This window comes from Streptomyces sp. NPDC088725, from assembly GCF_044751305.1.
Lineage (GTDB): Bacteria > Actinomycetota > Actinomycetes > Streptomycetales > Streptomycetaceae > Streptomyces.
On sequence record NZ_JBIVLO010000014.1, the window covers coordinates 1 to 22,077 of the forward strand.

Sequence of the window (22,077 nt, forward strand, 5' to 3'; positions counted from 1 at the left end):
CCCGAGAGCCGCCTCGCCGGACTCCATCTCCGCGCCTCCATGATCTGGATCAGGGACCTCGCCCGGACCATTCATTGATCACAACTCGATACAGGCCCTAGCGCGCATCCGCACGTAACGAGCCTCGCCACCCGTTCAGTTCGGGTCGGCGGGGCTTCTTCCTGCCCGGCAATGGCCGTACGAGCACCCATGACACCACCACGTCCCCAACAACTCGACCGCAAGGGATTGACGGTCCTGTTGACGAGTAGTCTCATAAGGGGTGACCACCGGTAACCCACAGGTGCAAGAGGTGCGCTCCGCCATGACGACAGGGTCCGACCGCGATCTGCGGCTGCTTCGCGACGCCCTTGGGCCGCTCCGGGACCGCGAGCAGGTCGCCGAGCGGCTGCTCGAGTCTTCCGCCAGGCATTCCTTCGACCCCGACAGGGAACTCGACTGGGACGCGCCCGCCGACGAGGACAAGTGGTACTGGCCGCCCGAGTTGGTGTCGCTGTACGACACCCCACTCTGGCGGAGGATGTCCGAGGAGCAGCGCATGGACCTCGCCCGGCACGAGGCCGCGTCCCTCGCGTCGCTCGGTATCTGGTTCGAGATCATCCTCATGCAGTTGCTGGTGCGGCACATCTACGACAAGCCCGTGACCAGCAGCCACGTCCGCTACGCGCTCACCGAGATAGCCGACGAGTGCCGGCACTCGATGATGTTCGCGCGGATGATCAAGAAGAGTGGCACGCCCGCTTACCCGGTGCCGCGCTACTACCACAACCTGGCGCGCATCCTGAAGACCGTTTCCACGACGCCCGGTTCATTCGCCGCCACGCTCCTCGGCGAGGAGATCCTTGACTGGATGCAGCGGCTGACGTTCCCCGATGAGCGGGTCCAGACGCTGGTCCGGGGTGTGACCCGGATCCATGTCATCGAGGAGGCGCGCCATGTCCGTTACGCGCGCGAGGAGTTGCGGCGGCAGATGGTGACAGCGCCGCGCTGGGAGCAGGAGTTCACCCGGCTCAGCGCCGGGCACGCGGCCCGGGTCTTCTCCGTCTGTTTCGTCAACCCGCAGGTGTACACGAACGTCGGGCTCGACCGCGCCGAGGCCGTCGCCCAGGTGCGGGCCAGTGGTCACCGGCGTGAGGTGATGCAGTCGGGCGCCGGACGGCTCACGGACTTCCTCGACGACATCGGGGTGTTGCGCGGCCCCGGGCGCAAACTCTGGAAGAACTCCGGGCTGTTGGCCTGAGCCGCCGCGTCCTGAGCCTTCTGTGCCGATCCGTCCTCTCCCCGCCCCGCACGCGGGTCGTACGGTTACGCTGCGAGCATGACCGCGTCCGCCACACCCTCGTACCGACGCCTCGGCGTCGAGGAGCGCCGTACCCAACTCCTCGGCGCGGCCCTCGTCCTGTTCGCCCACCGAGCGCCCGAAGACGTCTCGCTGGACGATGTCGCGGCGGCGGCCGGGGTATCGCGGCCGCTCGTCTACCGGTATTTCCCGGGCGGCAAGCAGCAGTTGTACGAGGCCGCCCTCCGCTCCGCTGCCGACGAGCTGGAGTTGTGCTTCACGGAACCGCACAGCGGTCCGACCACCGAGCGGTTGCAGCGGGTACTCGACCGCTACCTCACCTTCGTGGATCAGCACGACGCCGGATTCAGCGCGCTGTTGCAGGGCGGCAGTGTCTGCGAGACGTCCCGTACGAGCGCGATCGTCGACGAGGTACGGCGTGCGGCGGCCGAGCAGATCCTGCTCCATCTCGGCGCCGGCCGTCCCGGGCTGCGGCTGCGCATGCTGGTGCGTACGTGGATCGCGGCCGTCGAGTCCGCCTCGCTGATATGGCTGGACGAGGGCAAGCAGCCGGCCGCCGCCGAGCTGCGTGACTGGCTGGTGGAGCAGCTCATCGCGCAGCTGGCGGCCGCGGCCGCCACGGACGACGAGACCTCGGCGGCCGTCAGCGCGCTCGTGACGCACGAGGAGCCGGACGGCCCTGTGGGCACGCTCGTCCGCCGGATCGCGCCCGTCCTGAACGAGGCCGCCCTCGCTCTCCCGGCGTCCGCCACCGCTCTCCCGGCGCCTCAGCCCGCACGTGAGCCCGCCGCTGACCGGGACTGAGTCCCGTCTGAGCGAGACTGGGTGTCGTGAAGAGCGAAAACACACCCTTTGTCGGCGGACCGCTGGACGGCCGCGTCCTGCCCGTACTGACCGGACCCACCGGCCATCCGCCCAAGTGGTACGAGGTGCCGGTACCGGACGCCGACGGCGGGCCCGCGACCGTCTACGCGTACCGGCGCGCACCTGCCGGTTACACCAAGCGGCTCGGCCTGCAGCGCGGCTGGAAGTACGAGTACGTCGCCGAAGGCCGCGAGCCGCGCTCCCTGAAATGGCCCTGGTCGAAGCCCGGCCCGAAACCCGGCCCAAAGACCGGCCCGCAGGATGGCAGCGGCGGTGACCCCGGCACGGCATAGCGGCGGTGCATCCCTGATCGCCGCGCCGGAGGGTCTCGCATTCGCCCGTACAGGGTGATTCCGTTCCGCCGAACCGGTTACTCGTGAGCTAGTAAGACCATTTATCGTCGCATCATCACCTTGAGTTGAGCTGTCCACCAGTTGACTTGGAGGTGATGGTGTGTCAGGCAGCTTGCTGCGATCTCGTGTGACGGCCGCACTGGCAGCCGCGACCGTTCTCGCGGTGATGCCGTGCGCGTCGCCCGCCGCTGCCGCCCCCGGCGGTGATCCGGCGCCCGGTGTGTCCCGCACCGCCACAACAGACGCCGCGACCAGCGCCACCGCCGCGCCCGGGCCCCCCGTGGGCGGCCGCGCCGCTTCCACCCCCCGGTCCGTGGCCGATCTGCTCACCGATCTCCACCGGCTCTACCAGCAGGCCGAGGAAGCCACCAAGGCGTTCGACGCCACCGCAGAGCGGCTGGCCGAGCAGACCGCCGCGACGAAGAGGCTCGGTGTCGGTCTCACGGATGCGCGTAACGCGCTGATCCGCAGCCGGGAAGACGCGGGCCGGCTGGCGCGTGCGCAGTACCAGGGACAGTCCGGACTCTCCGGCTATCTCACGCTGTTGCTCGCGCGCGATCCGCAACAGGCCCTGGATCAAGGGCATCTGCTTCAGCGCGCGGCGCGCGGCCGGGCCGCCACCATCGCCCGGCTGACCAGCAGCGAGAAACGCACGGGCGCGCTGGCCAGGAAGTCGCGCCAGGCTCTCGACAAGCGACAGGTACTCGTGGCCAAGCAGAAGAAACAGCGCGACACGGTCAAGAAGCGGCTGGCCGAGGTCGAGAGAGCGCTCGCCTCCCTCAGCAGCGGGCAGATCGCCCGACTGGCCCGGCTGGAGAAGGCCGATACGGACAAGGCCCACCCGAGGCCGCTCACCTCGGGCGCGCTCGGCGGGGCCGCCGGGCCCGCGCCCTCGCCTTCGGCGCGTGGTGCGCGGGCGCTGCGGTAAGCCGTACGAGCGGGGCGCGCGGGGCCCCGCTCGTACGGCTGCTCCGGGCTGACCGCCCGGGCCTGGACGCGTGCCGGGCCGGCTGTGCCGCGCACCGGCCAGGAGCAGTGGAGCGCGCTGCCCCAGGTCCCGTTGCGTGAGCTGCGCCCCGGCGACCTGGTGGTCCACTTTCCGAAGGCGACGCATGTCGCCGTCCACCTGGGCTGTGGCAGGGTCGTCCGGGCTCCGAGGCCGGGCGCGCGTACAGGTCTCACCGATCGTGGCGGACCCGCCGCTCGGCGCCGTACGTCCGGACCCGGAGGCCGCGCCCCTCGCGTGGTACGAGCCGCCCACGCTGCCCCGGGAAGCCACGGACGGCTCGGACCTCTCGGGCGGACCGCGCTTCCAGGCTCAGGCGGGCCGAGCCTCCGGGCCCGGACGGGGCGTAACGCCGAGCAGCCGCTCAGCGTTCGACCGGGCCGTCGCGCGACCCGCTACGCCGCGCCCGACGCCTCCGCGAGGTACGCGTTCGTCTTCTCGGGGTCGTAGAAGAAGTTCTCGAAGTCGGCCGGGTTGTCGAAGCCGTTCGCGAACCGGTCCGCCACCTGCGGCAGTTGGCCCGCCGCGCCGATCAGGTTGAGAACGTGCTCGGGCGGGACGCCCAGCATGGCGTTGGTCCACTTGGTGACATGGCGCGCGGTGTGCCAGTAGCGGTCGAACGTGGACTGCATCCACGCCTCGTCGAAGGGCTTGTCACCATTCGACACGATCGAGTCGAGGTACGAAGCGGCGCACTTGGCGGCCGAGTTGGAGCCCTGTCCGGTGATCGGGTCGTTGGCGACGACGACATCCGCGACGCCCAGCACAAGGCCGCCGCCGGGCAGCCGGCCGAGGGGGTTGCGTACGGTCGGGGCGTACCGTCCGGCCAGGGTGCCGTGCGCGTCCGTCAGTTCGACCTTGGTGGCGCGCGCGTATTCCCAGGGCGTGAACTTCTCCATCAGCTCCAGGGTGAGCGAGAGATGTTCGGCGGGGTCCTTGACGCCCTTGAAGACATCGAGAGGACCGCCGGGTATCCCCTCCCAGAACAGGATGTCCGCGCGGCCGGACGTCGTGAGCGTGGGCATCACGAACAGTTCGCCGACGCCGGACACCAGGTTGCAGCGGACCGCTTCGTGGTCCGGGTGCTCGGGTCGCGGGCCGAGGCCGTGTACGTACGAGACGGCAAGGGCGCGCTGCGGGGCGTCGTACGGGGAGCGGGAGGCGTCCCGCGCGAACATCGAGACGAGTTCGCCCTTGCCCGCGGAGACCATGACCAGGTCGTACGTCCGGGAGAAGTAGTCCAGGTCAGAGACCGCCGCGCCGTGGATCACCAACTGGCCGCCGCGCTGGGCGAACGTCTCCATCCAGCCGGCCATCTTGACCCGCTGGTCGACGGACTGGGCGTAACCGTCGAGCTTGCCGAGCCAGTCGATGGGACGGCTGGAGTCGGGCGCGGCGACCGAGACGCCGAGTCCCTCGATCTTCGGCGCCTGCGACTCCCAGAAGTTGAGCTGGAGGTCGCGCTCGTGCTGGAGCGCGGTGGGGAACATGCACTGGGTGGACATGACACGGCCGGTCCTGACCTCGTCCGCCGTGCGGTTGGACATCAGGGTGACCTCGTAGCCCTGGGACTGGAGTCCGAGGGCGAGCTGGAGACCGGACTGGCCGGCTCCGACGATGAGTATCTTCCGCATGACGGGCTCTCCGTTGGCTGTTCTGGTCCGCGGGGGTGGTCGGGTGCGCCGGCTGATGGGGACTGCCTGCGGTTCTGGTGTGCCGGCTGATCGGGTGCGCCGGTCGAACCGGTGCACCCGTTGCGCGAGTTCACCGATCGCGCGACCGGTGGCGCGAGTTCACCGCGACGGCCGGGGCCGCCGGATGTCCGGGACCCCGGCTGTCGCGGTTCGCCGGCTATTCGGGGGTGGCGTCGAGTGCGTGGCGCACCAGTGCGAGCAGCGACTCGACAGCGGTGATCCGCTTGCGCGCGTCCATGAGCATAAGAGGGATGTGTGCCGGGATCGACAGCGCCTCCCGTACATCCACCGCGTCGAACGCCTCAGCGCCCTCGAACTGGTTGACGGCGACGACGTACGGCAGCCCGCAGCTCTCGAAGTAGTCGAGTGCGGGGAAGCAGTCGGAGAGCCGCCGGGTGTCGGCCAGGACGACCGCGCCGATCGCCCCGCGCACGATGTCGTCCCACATGAACCAGAAGCGCTTCTGGCCCGGCGTGCCGAAGAGGTACAGGACGAGGTCGTTGTCGAGTGTGATGCGGCCGTAGTCCATGGCCACGGTCGTGGTGACCTTGTCGGGGGTCGCGCTGAGGTCGTCGGTCTGCTCGCTGGCCCGCGTCATCAGCGCTTCGGTCTGGAGCGGCGGGATCTCGGAGACCGATCCGACGAAGGTCGTCTTGCCGACACCGAAGCCGCCCGCGATCACGATCTTGGTCGAGATCGGCGCCCGCGTACGGTCCAACTGCCAGGGCTGAAGCTCCTCTTCCTGTTCGGCCCGAGCCGACCACGCGGAGACCTCAGAGACGGCGGAGTCCACTCAACACCCTTTCCAGCAGCGCGCGGTCGGGCTGGCCGGTGCCGTGCCCGGTCCCGTACACGCGGATCTTTCCCTGGTCGGCCAGGTCGCTGAGCAGCACCCTGACCACGCCCAGCGGCATCTTGAGCAACGCCGCGACTTCCGCCACTGTACGCATCCGCCGGCACAGCTCGACAATGGCCCGTATCTCCGGCATGACGCCCACCGGAACATCGCCGTCCGTCAACTCCAGGCGTTCCTCGGGCGCTTCGATCGCCGCGACGAACGTCTCGACGAGCAGGACGTGTCCGAAGCGGGTGCGGCCACCGGTGAGGGAGTACGGGCGCACGCGCGCGGGTCTGCGGTCGCCACCGCGCATGGGCAGTCTGCCGGCGGGTCCGGCGGCGGGGGTCACTGAGCGTCCTCGACGGACTGCCGCAGTTCGGCGCGGAGTTCAGGGGTGAGTACGTGTCCGGCACGACCCACGAAGAGCGCCATGTGGTACGCGACGACGCCCATGTCGCAGTCCGGTGTGGCGTGCACACCGAGCAGCGAACCGTCACTGATCACCATGATGAAGACGCTGCCTTCCTCCATGGCGATCATGGTCTGCTTGACCTCGCCGCCGTCCATGAGTTTCGTCGCCCCGTGCGTGAGGCTGCCGATGCCCGAGACGATCGTCGCCAGGTCGGCGCTGGAGCCCTTGGGGCCCTTCTGCCGCTCGGCTGTCGCCGCCCCGGCGATCTGCTCGGGGTCGGAGGAGAGCAGCATCAGCCCGTCGGACGAGACGACGGTCACTGAGCGCACTCCTGGCACCTCCTCGACGAGGTTGCTCAGCAGCCACTGCAGGTTACGGGCTTCGCTGCTCAGTCCGAATGTGCCGGTCTCGGTCAACTGCGTGCCTCCTCGACTGTCTCCCCCGTCTGATCGGTCCGTTCCGTCTGTGCTGTGTGGTCGCCCTGTTCTGTGCGATCGCCCTGTGCCGCCGGGTCGGTGAGTTCGGCCTCGACGTCGCGGCGGCCGTCCTTCGCTCCCTGGTGGAAACCGCCGAGCCTGCGGCGCAGTTCCTCCGCGTCGACGCTGCCGGTGCGCTCGGACGGCGCGGCGGCGGGCTTGACGACCTTCGGGGTGCGCTTGGGGAGGCCCTTGTCGGTGAGGGGCTCGTTCTCGGGCGCGGCTTCATGCTCGGCCGCGCTGTCCTGCTCCGGAGCCGGGGCCGGGGCCGGGGCCGATTCAGCGAGATTTTCCGGGCGTTCGGGCCGTGCCGAGCGTTCGGGCAGCTCGGGCAACCGGAGCGTGAAGGTGTCCTGATCGGTGCCGGTGACCGGAGGCTCGGCGTCGGGGGTCCGCTCGTGTGCGTCGGGGCCGATGGCGTACGGGCCGGGCTGGGCGGCGTGCGGCGCGAAGGCGCGCTGTGCGCCGTCCGCTGCCTCGGCTGCCTGCGCGGCCTCGGCTGCCTCCGTCTCGCGGATCGTACGTTCCGCCGCCGCCACCAGCGGGTCCGGGTCGACGTCCCGGTCCTGGGCCTGCCTCGGGGCCGGGACCTCAGCCTGCGTCCGGCTCTGGTTCCGGTCGCGTCCGTGTTCCGTTTCCCCGGCCTCGTCCTGACCGTGACCGTGTTCCGTTTCCCGGGACGGGACTTGGCCCCGGACCCGCTCCGGGCTCCCGGCCCGGATCTGGCCCTTGACCGGGTCCTGGTCAGCCGAATCGCCGCGCCCCGGCAGGGTGTTGGAGTTCGCCTCGGCCACCGAGCCGGGCAGGGTGAGCGCCGGCGCGGCTCCCGCCCTGCGCGCCTGGTACGGCGCTCCGGCCGACGGGGACGTCGGCAGCAGGGTCTCCGGCAGTACGACGACCGCGGCCAGGCCGCCCTCCTCCTGCTCACGCAGTTCGACCCGTACGCCGTGGCGTGCGGCGAGCAGCGCGGTCACCCGCAGACCAAGGCCCTCGGCCTCGATCCCGTACGCGGTCTTCAACTGGCTCTGCGGCATCTGCCCGGTGTTCTCGCCGCTGTCGTCCGTGCCCGCGAGCCGCGCGTTGAGTTCCGTGAGCCGGTCCGGCGACAGGCCGATGCCCTGGTCCTGGACGGAGAGCACGATCTCGCCGGACTCCAGCAGCCATCCGGAGAGCTGGACTTGGGCGTCCGGCGGCGAGAACGACGTCGCGTTCTCCAGGAGTTCGGCGACGAGGTGGCTGAGGTCGTCGGCGGCGAAACCGGCCACCTGCGCGTGCGCGGGCAGGGACTGGATCGTGATCCGCTCGTACCGCTCGATCTCGCTGACGGCGGCGCGCAGCACGTCGACGAGCGGGACGGGGCCCGTGGGGCTGTGTCCGTGCTCGTGGTCCGCGAGCACCAGCAGGTTCTCGCTGTACCTGCGCATGACGGTCGCCAGGTGGTCGAGCTTGAACAGCGTGGCGAGCCGTTCCGGGTCCTGCTCGCGCTCCTCCATCGACTCGATGACACCGAGCTGGCGCTCGACCAGGCCGAGGGTGCGCAGCGAGAGGTTGACGAAGGTGTGGTGGACGGTGTGCCGCAGCTGCTGGAGCTGGAGGGTGATGTCGGCGGTGCGCTGCTGGAGTTCGGCGCGGTGGTCGACCATCTGCACGCGCGCGACGGCCGGTTCGACCGTGTCTGTACCGAGCGCCTTCGTGCGGCCGGAGAGGTCGAGGAGCTTGGCGTGCAGTCCGTTGAGGGACCGTACGACCTGGGCGAACTCGTCGTTGCGGCCGGTGAAGCGCACCGGTTCCTCGCCCGCAGGATCGGCGGCGATCCGGGCGGCGCCGATCCGGACGACGGCGAGCGGCCTGGTGAGCGTACGGGCGACGGCCGTGGACACACCCACGGCGATCAGCAGACAGCCGCCGAGCAGCGCGATCCGCAGCTCCAGATCGGTGACCGCGTCGTCGCGCAGCGCCTCAAGACGTCTGACCTGGGCGGACCCCAGGCCGGATTCGACGCCGCGCATCTGGTCGATACGGGCGGACAGCGCCGCCCCGACCTTGTCCGGATCGGCCTCCCGGTCGGAGTCGGAGAGTTCAGGCCGGTCGGTGAAGCGGCCGAGGAAACCCTCCGCCGTCTTGACGTCGGGACCTGTGACGGTCGCCTCGAACGAGTCGTGCGCCGCGGTGTCCGCCGTCTGGTCGAAGTCGGCGAGTGCGGCGAGTTCACGCACGCGCGACTGCTGGGCGGCGGCGCTGAGGGCGTCGCGGGTCTCGTCGTTCTTCGAGGGGTCGCCCTGGCCGACCGGGTCGACGGGGAGGCCCGTGATCGGGTCGAACTGCGGCGGGAGGTTCGTACCGCCGGGTACCGCGAGCGCGGCGAGCAGCAGGCCGCGGGTGGCGGAGGCCTGCTCGACGGCGCGGTCGAGGGCGGCGGGCCCGCGGGTGCCGTCGGCGGCCTCCGGGGGCGTCTTCTCGGCGAGTTCGTCGGCGAGGGCCGTCAGCTTGTCGATGACCTCGGAGTACGCGCGGTACGCCTCCATCGCGGAGCCCTTGCCCGTGAGGGCGGTGCGGCGGATGGTGGGGACGGCGGAGAGGTCGTGCAGCAGGTCGGGAGAGGCCGAGTCCAGGGCGCGGATCTCGTCGATCTGCCGGTCGACGCGCGCGCTGTGGTCGCCGGCGACCCCCTGGCCCGCGCCCTTGCCCTTCTTGCCACCGTCGGGGGACGTGCCTGTCGCACCGCCCGAAGTGACGTCGTCGGCGGCCTTGTCGCGGCCTGCGGCGACGAATACGACCACGTCGTCGCGCTCGTCTGCGAGGGATTGAGCGAGCGTCACGGCCTGCCGGTTGAGTTCGGCGAGGGTGACGAGGCCTTGCGCGTCGTTGAGCGCGGCGGAGGCGTCCAGTGCGCCGGGTACGCCGGCCCCGACGACGGTGATGCCGACCACGGCCACCCCCGCCACCAGGCGGTTGCGTACCCGCGACCGGCGACCGGCCGGCGCTTCCGTGGCGCCCGGCCCGGTCCCGGTTGCCGGGAACGGGGGTCCGGCTGCCATGGCTCCGGCAGCCTTGGCTCCGGAAGCCGTGGCTCCGGGGACTCCATTGGCTCCGTCGGCTCCCGGATTCCGGGAGGTGGCCGGAGATTCGCTACGACTGCCGCCGTTGCCCCGAGGCCGCTTCTTCTGCACCGGTGCTCGCATTCTCGATCTTGACTCGTCCGCCCATGAAGCAGGGGTGACGACCGGTCACAATGCGCGAACCCCCACCCCTGGTATGGCTTCCGACCATTCCAGCGCTAATTGGAGCGGAGCGCGTATAGGTTGCGCCGCCGCCTGAACGAGTGAACATCACGGAGGAGTTGACGAACAACTTTCCCCGACGCGGGCCAGTGGAATATGCACTCGTCCGGGTGGACCTTCCGCGCGCGCTTTGGCAGGATGCACGCCCGCAGCTTTCCGGGCCCGGCGACGGCCCCCTTGCGTCTTGGCTGACCTGGCAATATTGGCCAATCGGCGGCCTCACCGCCCGATCATGAAGCCACCCGGGCAGCGTTTACCGGCCACTCGGGACCGGCCACGCCATCAGGCAGACTGAGGCTCATGCGCATCGAACTCGCCACCGCACCCGGCGCCGCCGAACGACCCAATGAGGACTGGACAACCGTGGTGCTTCCCGCCGCAGGTGAGGGCGGGGCGCTGATCACCCTGGACGGAGTGACACCACCGGCCGGCGACGACGGCTGCGTGCACGACGTGCCCTGGTTCACCGCCCGGCTGGGCGGCGCGCTGGCCGAACTGTCCGGTTCTCGCCGCGATATGACGCTGGCCGAGATTCTCTGTGCCTCAATCCTCCGCACGGCAAACACTCACCGTGACACCTGTGACCTTTCTCACGTGCGCACTCCGCAGGCGACGGTCGTCATGGCGCGGTGGGGCTCGGAGTGGTTCGAGCATCTGGTGCTCTCCGACTCCACCCTGCTGCTGGAGTCGCCGGACGGCGGCGTACGGGCTGTGCTGGACGACCGCCTCGACCGCATTCCACAGGAGGTCCGCCGCGCGGTCGCCTCGACGGACGCGCTCCGCAACGCGGAGGGCGGCTTCTTCACGGCGGCGGCGGACCCCGAGGTCGCGTCGAAGGCGGTGACGGGCCGCACGCCGGCCGCGGAGGTACGGGCCGCCCTGGCGCTCACGGACGGCGCCGCGCGGTGGGTGGAGGTGTTCCGGGAGGGCGGCTGGGCTGACTGCCTCGCGCTCGTACGGAAGAACGGCCCGCAGGAGCTGATCGACCGCGTACGGGCGGCCGAGTCGGCGGATCCGGAGCGGCTGGCGTTCCGCCGGGGCAAGGTACGGGACGACGCGACGGCTACGTACGTGGAGCTGTGACGTCAGCTCTTCGCGCTCGAACCGGGGCGGCGGCCCCGCGGCTCCGCGCCCGAGCCGGGCGGTGACCGCACAGTTCCGCGCCTGAGCGGGGGACCTCACAAGATCGGCGCCCGAGTCCGGGCCGACCGTGCGGTCACCTCTCGACGCGGGCGTTCAGGTGGTGCAGCAGCCGGGCCAGCTCGGCGACCTCGTCGCGGTCCCAGTCGGCCAGTTTCTGTACGTACCGCTCGCGGCGCGCGTCCCGAACCCGCTGGAAGCGCTCATGGCCCTCACGGGTGAGGCGGACGAGCGAGGCGCGGCCGTCGGCCGGGTCCGGCTCGCGGGTGACGAGGCCCAGTTCCTCCAGCGCGCGCAGCTGACGGCTCATGGTGGCCTTGCCGACGCCGAAGTAGAAGGACAATTCGGTGGCCCGCTGGGGGCTGGTCTCCTCCAGCCGCACGAGGAGTCCGTACGCGGCGGGCTCCAGCTCGGGGTGGACCTCGCGCGCCATCTCGCCCGAATTGGCCCTGGCCCTGCGCAGAAAGACCGCCAGTTCTCGCTCCAGGGCGAGGAATTCGTGGTCGCCACCGGTCTCACGAGTGGTCCCACGACCACTCTCACCGCCAGGTACCGGTTCCTTCCCGGCACCGCTCCCGTGCACGTCAGCACCCATCGCGCGCTTTCCCGATCTGAAAGTTTCCCTCACCGCCGGCCATTACCGCAGCCGGCCCAGTATTTCGCAGGTTTGATCCAAGGGCGGCAGCGTGGCTTCCTTCCATGATGCGGGTCTACGTGCGTAGCGTCAGTTCCGTCTTGTCCATTGCACGACAAGTTGACATGTCATGAGAACCCCCCACCGAGGTCTTCGGAGGCACCCAATGCCTGTGCACAGATCCGGCACGACCCGCCGCTCCCCCCTCGCGGCGGTCGCCGCTCTCCTCGCGACTCTCGCGCTGCTCCTCGCCCTCCCGGGTGCGGCGAGCGCGGCCGACACCCCACCGGACCCGGCCACCGACACCACGACGGGCGCGGCGACCGGTACCGCGCCCGGCCAGTCCGCCGACAGGCCGGCCGACACGCCCGTCGATACGCCGGTGGATACCCCGGCGGGCACCACCCCGGTCGTCACGGCGCCCGGTGGTCTGCCCCCCGACACCTCTGCCGACACGCCCGGCGTCACTCCGCCGGCCGGCACCTCTGCCGACACCCCCGTCGGCACCCCACCGGCCGGCACCTCCGCCGACACCCCCGCGGGCACACCCATCGTGCCGCCCGCCGACACTCCCGTCGTCACCCCCGGCGTTCCCCCCGCAGGACTGCCCGCCGAACTGCCCGCGCGCGGCTCGGCCTACATGGGCATGGGCGTCGTGGCACATGACGGCCAGGGCGCCCGGCCCGCCGGCGAACGCGTCACCCAGACCGAGGGCGTGGACGTCTCCGGCCACCAGGGGAACGTGAACTGGGCCACTCTGTGGAGCAGCGGCGTGAAGTGGGCCTACACCAAGGCCACCGAGGGCAACTACTACAAGAACCCGTCCTTCGAGCAGCAGTACAACGGCTCGTACAACGTTGGCATGATCCGCGGGGCGTACCACTTCGGCACCCCCAACGACACGTCCGGCGCCGTCCAGGCGAACTACTTCGTGGACGGCGGCGGTGGCTGGTCGCGCGACGGCAAGACGCTGCCGGGTGTCCTGGACATCGAGTGGAATCCGTACGGCGCGGCCTGCTACGGCAAGACCCAGGGCCAGATGGTCGACTGGATCCGCGACTTCCTGAACACGTACAAGTCCCGCACGGGCCGCGACGCCGTGATCTACACGGCGACGAGCTGGTGGAACGAGTGCACGGGCAACTACGCGGGCTTCGGCAGGACGAACCCGCTCTGGATCGCCCGCTACGACACGACGGTCGGCCCTCTGCCGGCCGGCTGGGACACCCAGACGATCTGGCAGTACACGTCGACGGGCCCGACGGTCGGAGACCATGACCGGTTCAACGGCGCGCACGACAGGGTCGTGGCCCTGGCGAACGGCTGACGGCCGGGCCGGGCGCCGGGGCTCGTACGGGATCTCGGACCGGACCTGCCCCGACGCCTTGCGCGACGGCTGACGCATGCGAGGGCCGCGCCCGGAACATTCGTTCCGGGCGCGGCCTTCGTTCGGGCCGGCGCGGCGAGCCTTACGCGGCTGCCGCCGTGACCAGCGTCTGGGCCGGGGACAGGGCGATCTCCAGGACCTGGCGGACATCCGTCACCGGGTGGACCTCCAGCTTGTCCAGGATCTCCGCCGGGACGTCGTCGAGGTCCGCCTCGTTGCGCTTCGGGATCACGACCGTCGTGATGCCCGCGCGGTGTGCGGCCAGCAGCTTCTGCTTCAGGCCGCCGATGGGCAGGACCCGGCCCGTCAGCGAGACCTCGCCGGTCATGGCGACGTCCGTACGGACCTGGCGGCCGCTCAGCAGGGAGGCGAGAGCCGTGGTCATCGTGATGCCCGCACTCGGGCCGTCCTTCGGCACCGCGCCCGCCGGGAAGTGGATGTGCACGCCCCGGTCCTTCAGATCCGCCACCGGCAGTTCCACCTCGGCGCCGCGCGAGCGCAGGTAGGAGAGCGCGATCTGCGCCGACTCCTTCATGACGTCACCGAGCTGTCCGGTCAGCGTCAGTCCGGACCCGCCCGTCTCCGGGTCGGCGAGCGACGCCTCCACGAACAGGACGTCACCGCCCGCGCCCGTGACCGCGAGCCCGGTCGCCACGCCCGGCACCGCGGTACGGCGCTCCGCCGGGTCCTGGGCGGACTCGGGGACGTGGTGCGGCCGGCCGATCAGGTCGCGCAGGTGCTCGGCGCCCAGCGCGAACGGCAGTTCCCGCTCGCCCAGTTCGTGTTCGGCGGCGACCTTCCTGAGCAGCCGCGCGATCGCGCGCTCCAGGTTTCGCACACCCGCCTCACGGGTGTACTCGCCGGCCAGCTTGCGCAGCGCGTCGTCCTCCAGCGTGACCTCGCCGGGCTCCAGGCCCGCCCGCTCCAGCTGCCTGGTCAGCAGGTGGTCGCGTGCGATGACGACCTTCTCGTCCTCGGTGTAGCCGTCCAGACGCACCAGCTCCATACGGTCGAGCAGCGCCTCGGGGATGGCTTCCAGGACGTTCGCCGTGGCGAGGAACACCACGTCGGACAGGTCGAGTTCGACCTCCAGGTAGTGGTCGCGGAAGGTGTGGTTCTGCGCCGGGTCGAGGACTTCGAGCAGCGCCGCCGCCGGGTCGCCCCGGAAGTCGGAGCCGACCTTGTCGATCTCGTCCAGCAGGACGACCGGATTCATCGAACCGGCCTCCTTGATCGCCCGGACGATACGGCCGGGGAGCGCGCCGACGTACGTACGCCGGTGACCACGGATCTCCGCCTCGTCCCGCACACCGCCGAGCGCGACCCGGACGAACTTGCGTCCCATGGCGTGCGCGACAGATTCACCCAAGGAGGTTTTGCCGACCCCTGGCGGGCCGACCAGGGCTAGGACGGCGCCGCCGCGACGGCCGCCGACCACACCGAGGCCGCGGTCCGCGCGGCGCTTGCGTACGGCGAGGTATTCGGTGATGCGTTCCTTCACGTCCTCCAGGCCCGCGTGCTCGGCGTCGAGGACGGCCTGCGCGCCCCTGATGTCGTACGCGTCCTCCGTGCGCTCGTTCCACGGGAGTTCGAGAACGGTGTCCAGCCAGGTGCGGATCCAGGAGCCCTCGGGGCTCTGGTCGGAGGAGCGTTCCAGCTTCTCGACCTCCTTGAGGGCGGCTTCGCGCACCTTCTCCGGGAGGTCGGCGGCCTCGACGCGCGTCCGGTAGTCGTCGGACTCGTCCTCGCCGCCCTCGCCGTTGATGTCGCGCAGCTCCTTGCGCACGGCGTCGAGCTGGCGCCGCAGCAGGAACTCGCGCTGCTGCTTGTCGACGCCCTCCTGGACGTCCTTCGCGATGGACTCGGCGACATCCTGCTCGGCCAGATGTTCACGCAGCTGGCCGGTGGCGATCTTCAGCCGGGCCACCGGGTCGGTGGTCTCCAGCAGCTCCACCTTCTGAGCGGTGGTGAGGAACGGCGAGTAACCGGAATTGTCGGCGAGCTGCGACACGTCGTCGATCTGCTGGACGCGGTCGACGACCTGCCACGCGCCGCGCTTCTTCAGCCAGTCGGTGGCGAGTGCCTTGTACTCCTTGACCAGGTCGGTCACGGAGGCCGGCAGCGGGTCGGGGGTGATTTCGTCGACGCTCAGACCCTCCACCCAGAGGGCCGCGCCGGGTCCGCTCGTACCCGCGCCGATCTGGACGCGGCCACGGCCGCGGATGAGCGCGCCGGGATCTCCGTCGGAGAGCCGGCCGACCTGCTCGACCGTCCCCAGAACTCCGGTCCCGGCGTAGGTCCCGTCGATGCGCGGCACGAGCAGCACCTCGGGCTTCCCGGCGCCGTCACCCGCGGCACGCACCGCGGCCTGAGCGGCCTCCACGGCGGCGCGGACTTCGGTGTCGGACAGATCCAGAGGCACCACCATGCCGGGCAGCACGACCTCGTCGTCGAGCGGCAGCACGGGAAGCGTGAGCGATGTGGACATGGAGGCCATGATCTCCCCTTCGGCAGTCAAGTTGAGCTATACGGACTCAATGCTTGTGAGCCCTTGAATGTTCCCCTGGGCCTGTTCGCTCTGGGCGATCTTCGGGAGCGCCATCGGCGGTGGCCGGTGGCTCGCGGGGGACGGGCGCAATGGGGGCGATGGGGGCGTGCGGGGCGCTTCCGAGGTGCAGCGTCACCTTGCGGCGGATAATTCCGACAGATCGGCGCGGCCGCCGTTTAAAACGGCTCGGCAGCAGACGGCGGCAGCGGGCACAGTGACCACATGAGCGAACGGGGACTGGACCGCGACGGAACGATCGCGCGCGAAGGCGCGCTGGACCGCGTGCCGGCGGCCTTCGCGCCGGTCGTGGACGCGGCGCGCGCTCGCATCACCGAGACGTTCGACGGGACGCGGCTGCACAGCGCGTACATCTACGGCAGCATCCCGCGCGGCACCGCCGTCCCGGGGATCTCCGACCTCGACCTCCAGCTCGTCCTGCACCAGGAGCCGTCCGAGGCCGACCGCGCCGACGCGGACGTGATCGAGGCCGCGCTGGACCGGGCGTTTCCGCAGATCGACGGCGTCGGCGTGCTGCTGACCGGCGTTGGGACTCTGCTCAGCGACCTCGAACGCCACGATGCCGGGTTCTTCGTCGCCTGCCTGTGCACCCCACTGCTCGGCCCCGACCTGGCCGGACGACTCCCCCGCTACCGCCCCACGTCCCTGCTCGCCCGCGAAACCAACGGCGACCTCGCCCTCGCGCTGTCGCGCTGGCGCGCCCGCGCCGCCGAGGCCACCACGGACACCGGCCGCCGGGTCCTCAGCAGGGGCGCCGCCCGTCGCATCGTGCGGACGGGGTTCACGCTGGTCATGCCCCGCTGGGGCGGCTGGACCAGCGACCTCGACGAGTCCGCCGAACTCTTCGGCCGCTACTACCCCGAACGCGCCGCCCAGATGCGCACCGCCGCGGCCACCGGCCGCACGCCGTCGGCCGATCCGGCGGTGCTCAGCATGCTGACAGACGACCTGGGCCCCTGGCTCGCCGCCGAATACACGGCCGTACACGGGGAGAGGGCACCGCGCCCCTGAACGCGCCCGATGCCGACCGGCCGCGCTTCCCCTCTTTCGGGTGATGGCGGAGCCAGGAGTTTCGAAGTAAACCCGGAACTGCTGGCCGCGCTGCCCAGGGACCACGGCGAGGACTACGGTCCGGCGCCGGACCCGCGGGACCGTAGTTCGCGCGGTCCGGCGCCGGACCCGCGGGACGTCGCGTGAGCGCGGGGCGCGGCGATCGCGTCGCACCGCCGGCGCCGGAAGGCCACTGGGAGGTCCGCTTCGCGGATGCGGCCTCGGCCAAAGGCTGGGACAGCCTCACTCAGCAGGCGCCGCGAGAACACCTACCGCGCCTGGGGCATCATGCGAACGGACCCCAGACCCGCCACCGAGACCTCCGCCGTCACCTGCTGAAGGGCAGTCCCGCCCACGGCACCCACCGCGGCCAGACCTGCGAACAGTGGCAGATCGAGGTGACCGGCGGCGGCCGCGTCTGGTATCTCCTGGACACCGCCTGCGACACCTGTTGGATCACCTTCGCGGGAACGGCGCGTCCTCGCGTCACGACCGCCGCTGAGGCCCATACAGCCGTCCGCCACCACGTGGTTCGGTCATCAGCAACGAGGCGGGAGCCACCCCGATCCCGTGGTCTGGTCGAGGTCTGGACGCGTCGGCGGCAGGCTCAGTGCACGGAGAACCCTCCGTCGACGAAGATCGACTGGCCGGTGACGCAGGGCCCGGCTAGCTAGAGGGCGCTCCGGCAAGCCCTGAGGCGAAAGGCGCCCCTTCGACGACTCCGGCGGCTCGAATCCGGTTGTCCCTCCGGCCACGGCCGCCCGATACTCCGCCGATGGAGACCCGCGACGCACTGCGCACCGCCCTGACCCCCGCCCTGACCCCCGCCCAGCACGCGGCGCTGCGTCATCTGCGCATCAGAGGAACGGCCGGGCGCGAGAACGCGCTTGTGCGCATCCAGGCGATGGAGCGGGCCGGAGGAACCGATCCCGACGCGCTCGTCTCGCTGATCCGCGTTCACTCGCGCATCACGCTCAACTTCCACCCCGACCGGCTCCTCGCGAACAGCCTGACGGTCGCCGAGTCCCTGTCCCAGGACGGGCGTTACCGCAGCCAGTACGAAACCGGCATCTCCAACGGCAGCCGCACCGCCGTTCCGGGCGGGGCCCGGGACGGCTGGGAGGAGCAACTGTTCCGCGGGGCGTACCACGTGCCGGGCGTACGGCCCTCGGAGCGGCCCAAGTACGGCGCCGTCAACCTGTACGACCATCCCCACGGCGCCGCCCCGCGCTTCGGGTCCTGCCATGTCCGGCTGCTGCCCGAGGTCAGTGGCCGGACCACGTACTGCCACGGCGGCAGCCAGGACGGCCCCGCCGACGTGGGCACGATCGACGCGTTCGCTTGCGTACTGGCCGGGCTGCTGGAGGACGACCCGGCGGCGGCCGGGGCGATCGGGAAGCTTCCTTACGGGCCGGCCGGCGGTCTCGTCCCCGGGCTGGAACCCGGCCGGAAGCTGGACGAGTTCGTGGAGGCGCAGGTCCACGGCGACCTCGACCTCGCGACGGACGCCGAGGCACTGGTCCTGGACCCGTCGTTCCGTGGCACCGAGACGGACCGGCTGCTGACGGCGCTCGCCCGGCGCTGCGGGATCGCGGTGGAGTGGCACACCGGTTTCGTGCTGAAGCCCGACGAGGTCGACGCGGAGTTCCGCGGCCCGGCCATGGTGCCGCTCGCCGCCCGGATCGTGGCCACGTACGCGCCCGCCGGCATCCTCGACGCCGAGGTCCTCGGACGGGCGGCGGCCTCGGTCGTACGGAAGCCGGAGACCTGGGCCTGGTGGGGCACGCGGGACGAAGTGCTCCAGTACGTGAAGCAGTTGTGGCACGTGCTGGTGCGCTACGGGCGGCAGGAGAGAACAGCGCCGTGAACCGAACGGTCCGTGTGAGCGGCAAAGAGACGTGAGGCTGCTCCGCCTGCCCCATCGATTTGGCCAAATCCCGCCGCTTGTCACGTCTCCGGCCGGCACACCTGATGAAGTGGTCAGAGTTGCCACCAGAGTGTGAACGCGACCGTCCCATCCGGGCCCCCAGCCCGCCGCCTGGATCGCCGCCGCTCTCGCGTACCTGCTCGGCGGCGCGCTCTACGTGTGGCGGGGTGCCCGCGCGGAGCGGGTCCCGGGCGGGTGAGCGCTCGTGCGCGGGAAACGACCGTTCCCGGCGAGTGAGCACTTGTTCGCGGGAAACGACCGTCCCCGGCGGGTAGCACCCGTTCGGGGAAAGCGGTTGGCCGCAGCCGGACTTCCGCAGCAGGATGGGGCCCGCACCTGCCGCCCGAGGGGAGATTCCGTGCCGCCCTACTCCGATCCCGATGCCGACAGCGCCGTCGTCCTCGACCGCCGCGACGGACCGTACGGTGAGATCGTTTTGCGCCAACGCGTCGATGTGAGCGGTACGCGGGCTCCGGCCGGGAGCACCGTGCACGAGATCATCGCCAACGGCTGCTTCCTGATGGACACCGCGGACGGCCGCTCGGAGCGTCTGCTGATCGACGCCGCCCTCGACGCGCTGCCGGCCGAGCGCCGGGAGCGGCGGCCCGACGTGCTCATCGGGGGGCTCGGGGTCGGGTTCTCGCTCGCGCACGCCGCCGCCGAGCCCCGCTGGGGCCGGATCGTCGTCGTGGAGCGTGAGCAGGCCGTCATCGACTGGCACCGGGCCGGGCCGCTCGCGCGGATCTCGGGTGCGGCGCTCGTCGATCCGCGCACTGTGATCCTTCACACCGACCTCGTGGAGTACGTCGGTTCCGGCACCGAGACCTATGACGCGCTCTGCCTGGACATCGACAACGGACCCGGCTGGACCGTCACGGAAAGCAACGAAACCCTGTATACACAAGGCGGTCTGGCCGCCTGCGCGGCCCGTCTGAACCCCGGTGGTGTCCTCGCCGTGTGGTCGGCCCAACCGTCCCCCACCTTTGGTGATGCGTTGCGGAATGCCGGATTCAGCAATGTAAGGACCGAAGAGATCCAGGTTGCCCGGGGAGTGCCCGACGTGGTCCACCTCGCTGCTCGCACTGCGTAGCCGGGAGGCCTTCCGTGCCTCTACGCTGCTCCCGGTACCGCGATCTCGATCTGCATGGAGCGCCATGGAGTCACATGGGGATCGCGGATCCGGGAACACGGACCGCGGAACGCTTAACAGGGGCGGGGCGATGGAGCAGACGAACACCAGCCACAACGGAGTCGCGGCCACGCCAGGCGCCCAGCGCCGGGTCCTCGTCGTCGAGGACGACGCCACGATCGTCGACGCCATCGCGGCCCGGCTACGGGCCGAGGGCTTTGTCGTCCAGACGGCGGTGGACGGACCGGCCGCGGTCGACGCGGCCGAGGCGTGGCAGCCGGATCTGATGGTTCTCGACGTGATGCTGCCGGGCTTCGACGGACTTGAGGTGTGCCGCCGTGTGCAGGCGGCGCGGCCCGTTCCGGTGCTGATGCTCACGGCGCGCGACGACGAGACGGACATGCTGGTCGGCCTCGGGGTCGGCGCCGACGACTACATGACGAAGCCGTTCTCCATGCGGGAGCTGGCGGCGCGCGTGCATGTCCTGCTGCGCAGGGTCGAACGGGCCGCGCTGGCCGCGGTGACTCCGCGCAGCGGCATCCTGCGCCTCGGCGAGCTGGAGGTCGACCACGCGCAGCGCCGGGTGCGGGTGCGGAGCGAGGACGTGCATCTCACGCCGACCGAGTTCGATCTGCTGGTCTGCCTCGCGAACACCCCGCGCGCGGTGCTCTCCCGCGAGCAGCTGCTCGCGGAGGTGTGGGACTGGGCCGACGCGTCGGGCACCCGTACCGTCGACAGCCACATCAAGGCGCTGCGCCGCAAGATCGGCGCCGAGCGGATCCGTACCGTGCACGGTGTGGGGTACGCGCTGGAGACCCCCGCGCCATGACCTGGCCCACCCGGCCGGGCGGCGGGAGCGGGAGAGACGGCGCGAGACAGGAACCGGGGCGGGCCACGCGTCCGGGTGACGGATCCGGCGGCCGCGGCTCCGGGAACGGCCTGCGGCCGTTCTCCGTCAAGGCCAAGCTGGGCACGCTCGTCGTCGTCTCCGTCTTCATCACGACCGGTCTGCTGATGGTGGCGCTGCGCACCGAGACCGAGCTGCGTTTCATCACCGTCTTCTCGGTGATAGCGACCCTGCTGATCACCCAGTTCGTGGCGCACGGCCTGACCGCGCCGCTCGACGAGATGAACACCGTCGCCAAGGGCATCTCGCACGGCGACTACACCCGCCGGGTGAGCGGCGCGGACCGCAGGGACGAGCTGGGCGACCTGGCCTCCACGATCAACCGTATGGCCGATGATCTGGAGGCCGTGGACCGGCACCGCAAGGAGCTGGTGGCCAACGTCTCGCACGAGCTGCGCACACCGATCGCCGCGCTGCGTGCCGTGCTGGAGAACGTCGTGGACGGGGTGTCCGCCGCCGATCCGGAGACGATGCGTACGGCCCTGCGGCAGACGGAGCGGCTGGGCAGGCTGACGGAGACGCTGCTCGACCTGTCGCGGCTGGACAACGGCGTCGTACCGCTCAAGGCGCGGCGCTTCGAGGTGTGGCCGTATCTGTCCGGTGTGCTGAAGGAGGCCAATCTGGCGTCCTCGCAGCGGGGGCTCTCCTCGGGTTCCGGCAATCACAGCCGTACGGACGTCCATCTGCACCTGGACGTCTCGCCGCCCGAGCTGACCGCGCACGCGGACGCGGAGCGGCTGCACCAGGTCGTCGCCAACCTCATCGACAACGCGGTCAAGCACAGTCCCCCGCACGGCCGGGTGACCGTGCGCGCCCGGCGCGGCCGGGAGCCCGAGTCGCTGGATCTGGAGGTCGTGGACGAGGGTCCCGGCATCCCCGAGCAGGAGCGGCACCGTGTCTTCGAACGGTTCAACCGGGGTACGGCGCCGTCGCCGCACGGTCCCGGCAGCGACGGCGGTACGGGCCTCGGTCTGGCGATCGCGCGCTGGGCGGTCGATCTGCACGGCGGACGCATCGGAGTGGCCGAATCCGCACGTGGCTGCCGGATCCAGGTCACCCTCCCGGGAATTCCCCGGCCGCGCGCTTGACGTCGCTTGACGTAGGGTCTGATGC

The 22,077-nt window shown here is 70.9% G+C and carries 19 protein-coding genes; 12 read left to right on the forward strand and 7 right to left on the reverse strand.

What is annotated here, in order from left to right; translation table 11 throughout:
• The first annotated feature begins 304 nt into the window (after positions 1-304).
• The 5 genes from ACIP6N_RS27430 (at position 305) to ACIP6N_RS27450 (ending at position 3,973) form a co-directional block, all read left to right on the forward strand.
• Positions 305-1,240, forward strand: coding sequence for a diiron oxygenase (locus ACIP6N_RS27430; protein ID WP_401819923.1), 936 nt, complete (start codon positions 305-307; stop codon positions 1,238-1,240).
• 78 nt (positions 1,241-1,318) lie between these two features.
• Positions 1,319-2,104, forward strand: coding sequence for a TetR/AcrR family transcriptional regulator (locus tag ACIP6N_RS27435; RefSeq protein ID WP_401819925.1), 786 nt, complete (start codon positions 1,319-1,321; stop codon positions 2,102-2,104).
• Positions 2,105-2,130: 26 nt separating this feature from the next.
• A complete protein-coding gene (locus tag ACIP6N_RS27440; protein ID WP_401819928.1) occupies positions 2,131-2,457 on the forward strand; it encodes a hypothetical protein in 327 nt (108 codons plus the stop codon).
• A gap of 172 nt (positions 2,458-2,629) precedes the next feature.
• Positions 2,630-3,445 (forward strand): coiled-coil domain-containing protein, encoded by an 816-nt coding sequence (locus tag ACIP6N_RS27445; protein WP_401819929.1) that lies wholly within the window; start codon positions 2,630-2,632, stop codon positions 3,443-3,445.
• A gap of 48 nt (positions 3,446-3,493) precedes the next feature.
• The gene (locus ACIP6N_RS27450; protein ID WP_401820126.1) at positions 3,494-3,973 is read left to right on the forward strand and encodes a hypothetical protein; all 480 of its coding nucleotides are present in this window, start codon (positions 3,494-3,496) and stop codon (positions 3,971-3,973) included.
• Here the strand turns inward: ACIP6N_RS27450 and ACIP6N_RS27455 are convergent.
• From ACIP6N_RS27455 to ACIP6N_RS27475, 5 genes are all read right to left on the reverse strand, one after another.
• A complete protein-coding gene (locus tag ACIP6N_RS27455; protein WP_401819932.1) occupies positions 3,919-5,157 on the reverse strand; it encodes a styrene monooxygenase/indole monooxygenase family protein in 1,239 nt (412 codons plus the stop codon). The genes ACIP6N_RS27450 and ACIP6N_RS27455 overlap by 55 nt on opposite strands.
• Before the next feature lie 217 nt (positions 5,158-5,374).
• Complete coding sequence (locus ACIP6N_RS27460) at positions 5,375-6,010, reverse strand: GTP-binding protein (protein ID WP_401819933.1); 636 nt, start codon at positions 6,008-6,010, stop codon at positions 5,375-5,377.
• Positions 5,991-6,368 (reverse strand): DUF742 domain-containing protein, encoded by a 378-nt coding sequence (locus ACIP6N_RS27465; RefSeq protein WP_401820127.1) that lies wholly within the window; start codon positions 6,366-6,368, stop codon positions 5,991-5,993. The genes ACIP6N_RS27460 and ACIP6N_RS27465 overlap by 20 nt, the downstream gene beginning before the upstream one ends.
• Before the next feature lie 32 nt (positions 6,369-6,400).
• Positions 6,401-6,883 carry a roadblock/LC7 domain-containing protein gene (locus ACIP6N_RS27470; protein WP_401819935.1) on the reverse strand — a complete coding sequence of 161 codons (483 nt, stop codon included), beginning with the start codon at positions 6,881-6,883 and terminating at the stop codon, positions 6,401-6,403.
• Positions 6,880-9,981: a nitrate- and nitrite sensing domain-containing protein gene (locus tag ACIP6N_RS27475; RefSeq protein ID WP_401819938.1), complete on the reverse strand. Its 3,102-nt coding sequence runs from the start codon at positions 9,979-9,981 to the stop codon at positions 6,880-6,882. Before ACIP6N_RS27475 ends, ACIP6N_RS27470 begins: the two co-directional genes overlap by 4 nt.
• 543 nt (positions 9,982-10,524) lie before the next feature.
• Here ACIP6N_RS27475 and ACIP6N_RS27480 point away from each other — a divergent pair.
• Entirely contained in the window at positions 10,525-11,307 is a 783-nt protein-coding gene (locus ACIP6N_RS27480; RefSeq protein WP_401819940.1) for a hypothetical protein, read from the forward strand.
• Between the two features lie 133 nt (positions 11,308-11,440).
• Here ACIP6N_RS27480 and ACIP6N_RS27485 read toward each other — a convergent pair whose 3' ends face one another.
• The gene (locus ACIP6N_RS27485; protein WP_401819943.1) at positions 11,441-11,959 is read right to left on the reverse strand and encodes a MarR family winged helix-turn-helix transcriptional regulator; all 519 of its coding nucleotides are present in this window, start codon (positions 11,957-11,959) and stop codon (positions 11,441-11,443) included.
• A gap of 589 nt (positions 11,960-12,548) precedes the next feature.
• On the opposite strand from ACIP6N_RS27485, the gene ACIP6N_RS27490 reads away from it, so the two are divergent.
• Entirely contained in the window at positions 12,549-13,325 is a 777-nt protein-coding gene (locus ACIP6N_RS27490; RefSeq protein ID WP_401820130.1) for a lysozyme, read from the forward strand.
• 142 nt (positions 13,326-13,467) lie between these two features.
• Here the strand turns inward: ACIP6N_RS27490 and lon are convergent, their stop codons facing one another.
• Entirely contained in the window at positions 13,468-15,882 is a 2,415-nt protein-coding gene (lon, locus tag ACIP6N_RS27495) for an endopeptidase La (RefSeq protein WP_401819945.1), read from the reverse strand.
• Positions 15,883-16,155: 273 nt separating this feature from the next.
• Between lon and ACIP6N_RS27500 the strand changes: the two genes are divergently transcribed.
• The 5 genes from ACIP6N_RS27500 to ACIP6N_RS27520 all read left to right on the forward strand — a co-directional run bounded on the left by ACIP6N_RS27500 (position 16,156) and on the right by ACIP6N_RS27520 (position 22,052).
• The gene (locus ACIP6N_RS27500; RefSeq protein WP_401819947.1) at positions 16,156-16,962 is read left to right on the forward strand and encodes a nucleotidyltransferase; all 807 of its coding nucleotides are present in this window, start codon (positions 16,156-16,158) and stop codon (positions 16,960-16,962) included.
• An 814-nt stretch (positions 16,963-17,776) separates the two neighbouring features.
• Positions 17,777-18,868: a DUF3626 domain-containing protein gene (locus ACIP6N_RS27505; protein ID WP_401819949.1), complete on the forward strand. Its 1,092-nt coding sequence runs from the start codon at positions 17,777-17,779 to the stop codon at positions 18,866-18,868.
• Positions 18,869-19,286: 418 nt separating this feature from the next.
• Positions 19,287-20,018 (forward strand): spermidine synthase, encoded by a 732-nt coding sequence (locus ACIP6N_RS27510; RefSeq protein ID WP_401819950.1) that lies wholly within the window; start codon positions 19,287-19,289, stop codon positions 20,016-20,018.
• A gap of 130 nt (positions 20,019-20,148) precedes the next feature.
• Positions 20,149-20,886 (forward strand): response regulator transcription factor, encoded by a 738-nt coding sequence (locus ACIP6N_RS27515; protein ID WP_401819952.1) that lies wholly within the window; start codon positions 20,149-20,151, stop codon positions 20,884-20,886.
• Between the two features lie 110 nt (positions 20,887-20,996).
• A complete protein-coding gene (locus ACIP6N_RS27520) occupies positions 20,997-22,052 on the forward strand; it encodes an ATP-binding protein (protein ID WP_401820132.1) in 1,056 nt (351 codons plus the stop codon).
• Positions 22,053-22,077: the final 25 nt, after the last annotated feature.

What these genes read in the sequence shown, in the direction of transcription:
- ACIP6N_RS27455 (WP_401819932.1), bottom strand. Translation starts at nt 5,157, where the DNA reads ATGCGGAAGATACTCATCGTCGGAGCCGGCCAGTCCGGTCTCCAGCTC.
- lon (WP_401819945.1), bottom strand. Translation starts at nt 15,882, where the DNA reads ATGGCCTCCATGTCCACATCGCTCACGCTTCCCGTGCTGCCGCTCGAC.
- ACIP6N_RS27500 (WP_401819947.1), top strand. Translation starts at nt 16,156, where the DNA reads ATGAGCGAACGGGGACTGGACCGCGACGGAACGATCGCGCGCGAAGGC.
- ACIP6N_RS27465 (WP_401820127.1), bottom strand. Translation starts at nt 6,368, where the DNA reads ATGCGCGGTGGCGACCGCAGACCCGCGCGCGTGCGCCCGTACTCCCTC.
- ACIP6N_RS27505 (WP_401819949.1), top strand. Translation starts at nt 17,777, where the DNA reads ATGGAGACCCGCGACGCACTGCGCACCGCCCTGACCCCCGCCCTGACC.
- ACIP6N_RS27515 (WP_401819952.1), top strand. Translation starts at nt 20,149, where the DNA reads ATGGAGCAGACGAACACCAGCCACAACGGAGTCGCGGCCACGCCAGGC.
- ACIP6N_RS27430 (WP_401819923.1), top strand. Translation starts at nt 305, where the DNA reads ATGACGACAGGGTCCGACCGCGATCTGCGGCTGCTTCGCGACGCCCTT.
- ACIP6N_RS27485 (WP_401819943.1), bottom strand. Translation starts at nt 11,959, where the DNA reads ATGGGTGCTGACGTGCACGGGAGCGGTGCCGGGAAGGAACCGGTACCT.
- ACIP6N_RS27475 (WP_401819938.1), bottom strand. Translation starts at nt 9,981, where the DNA reads ATGGCAGCCGGACCCCCGTTCCCGGCAACCGGGACCGGGCCGGGCGCC.
- ACIP6N_RS27435 (WP_401819925.1), top strand. Translation starts at nt 1,319, where the DNA reads ATGACCGCGTCCGCCACACCCTCGTACCGACGCCTCGGCGTCGAGGAG.
- ACIP6N_RS27480 (WP_401819940.1), top strand. Translation starts at nt 10,525, where the DNA reads ATGCGCATCGAACTCGCCACCGCACCCGGCGCCGCCGAACGACCCAAT.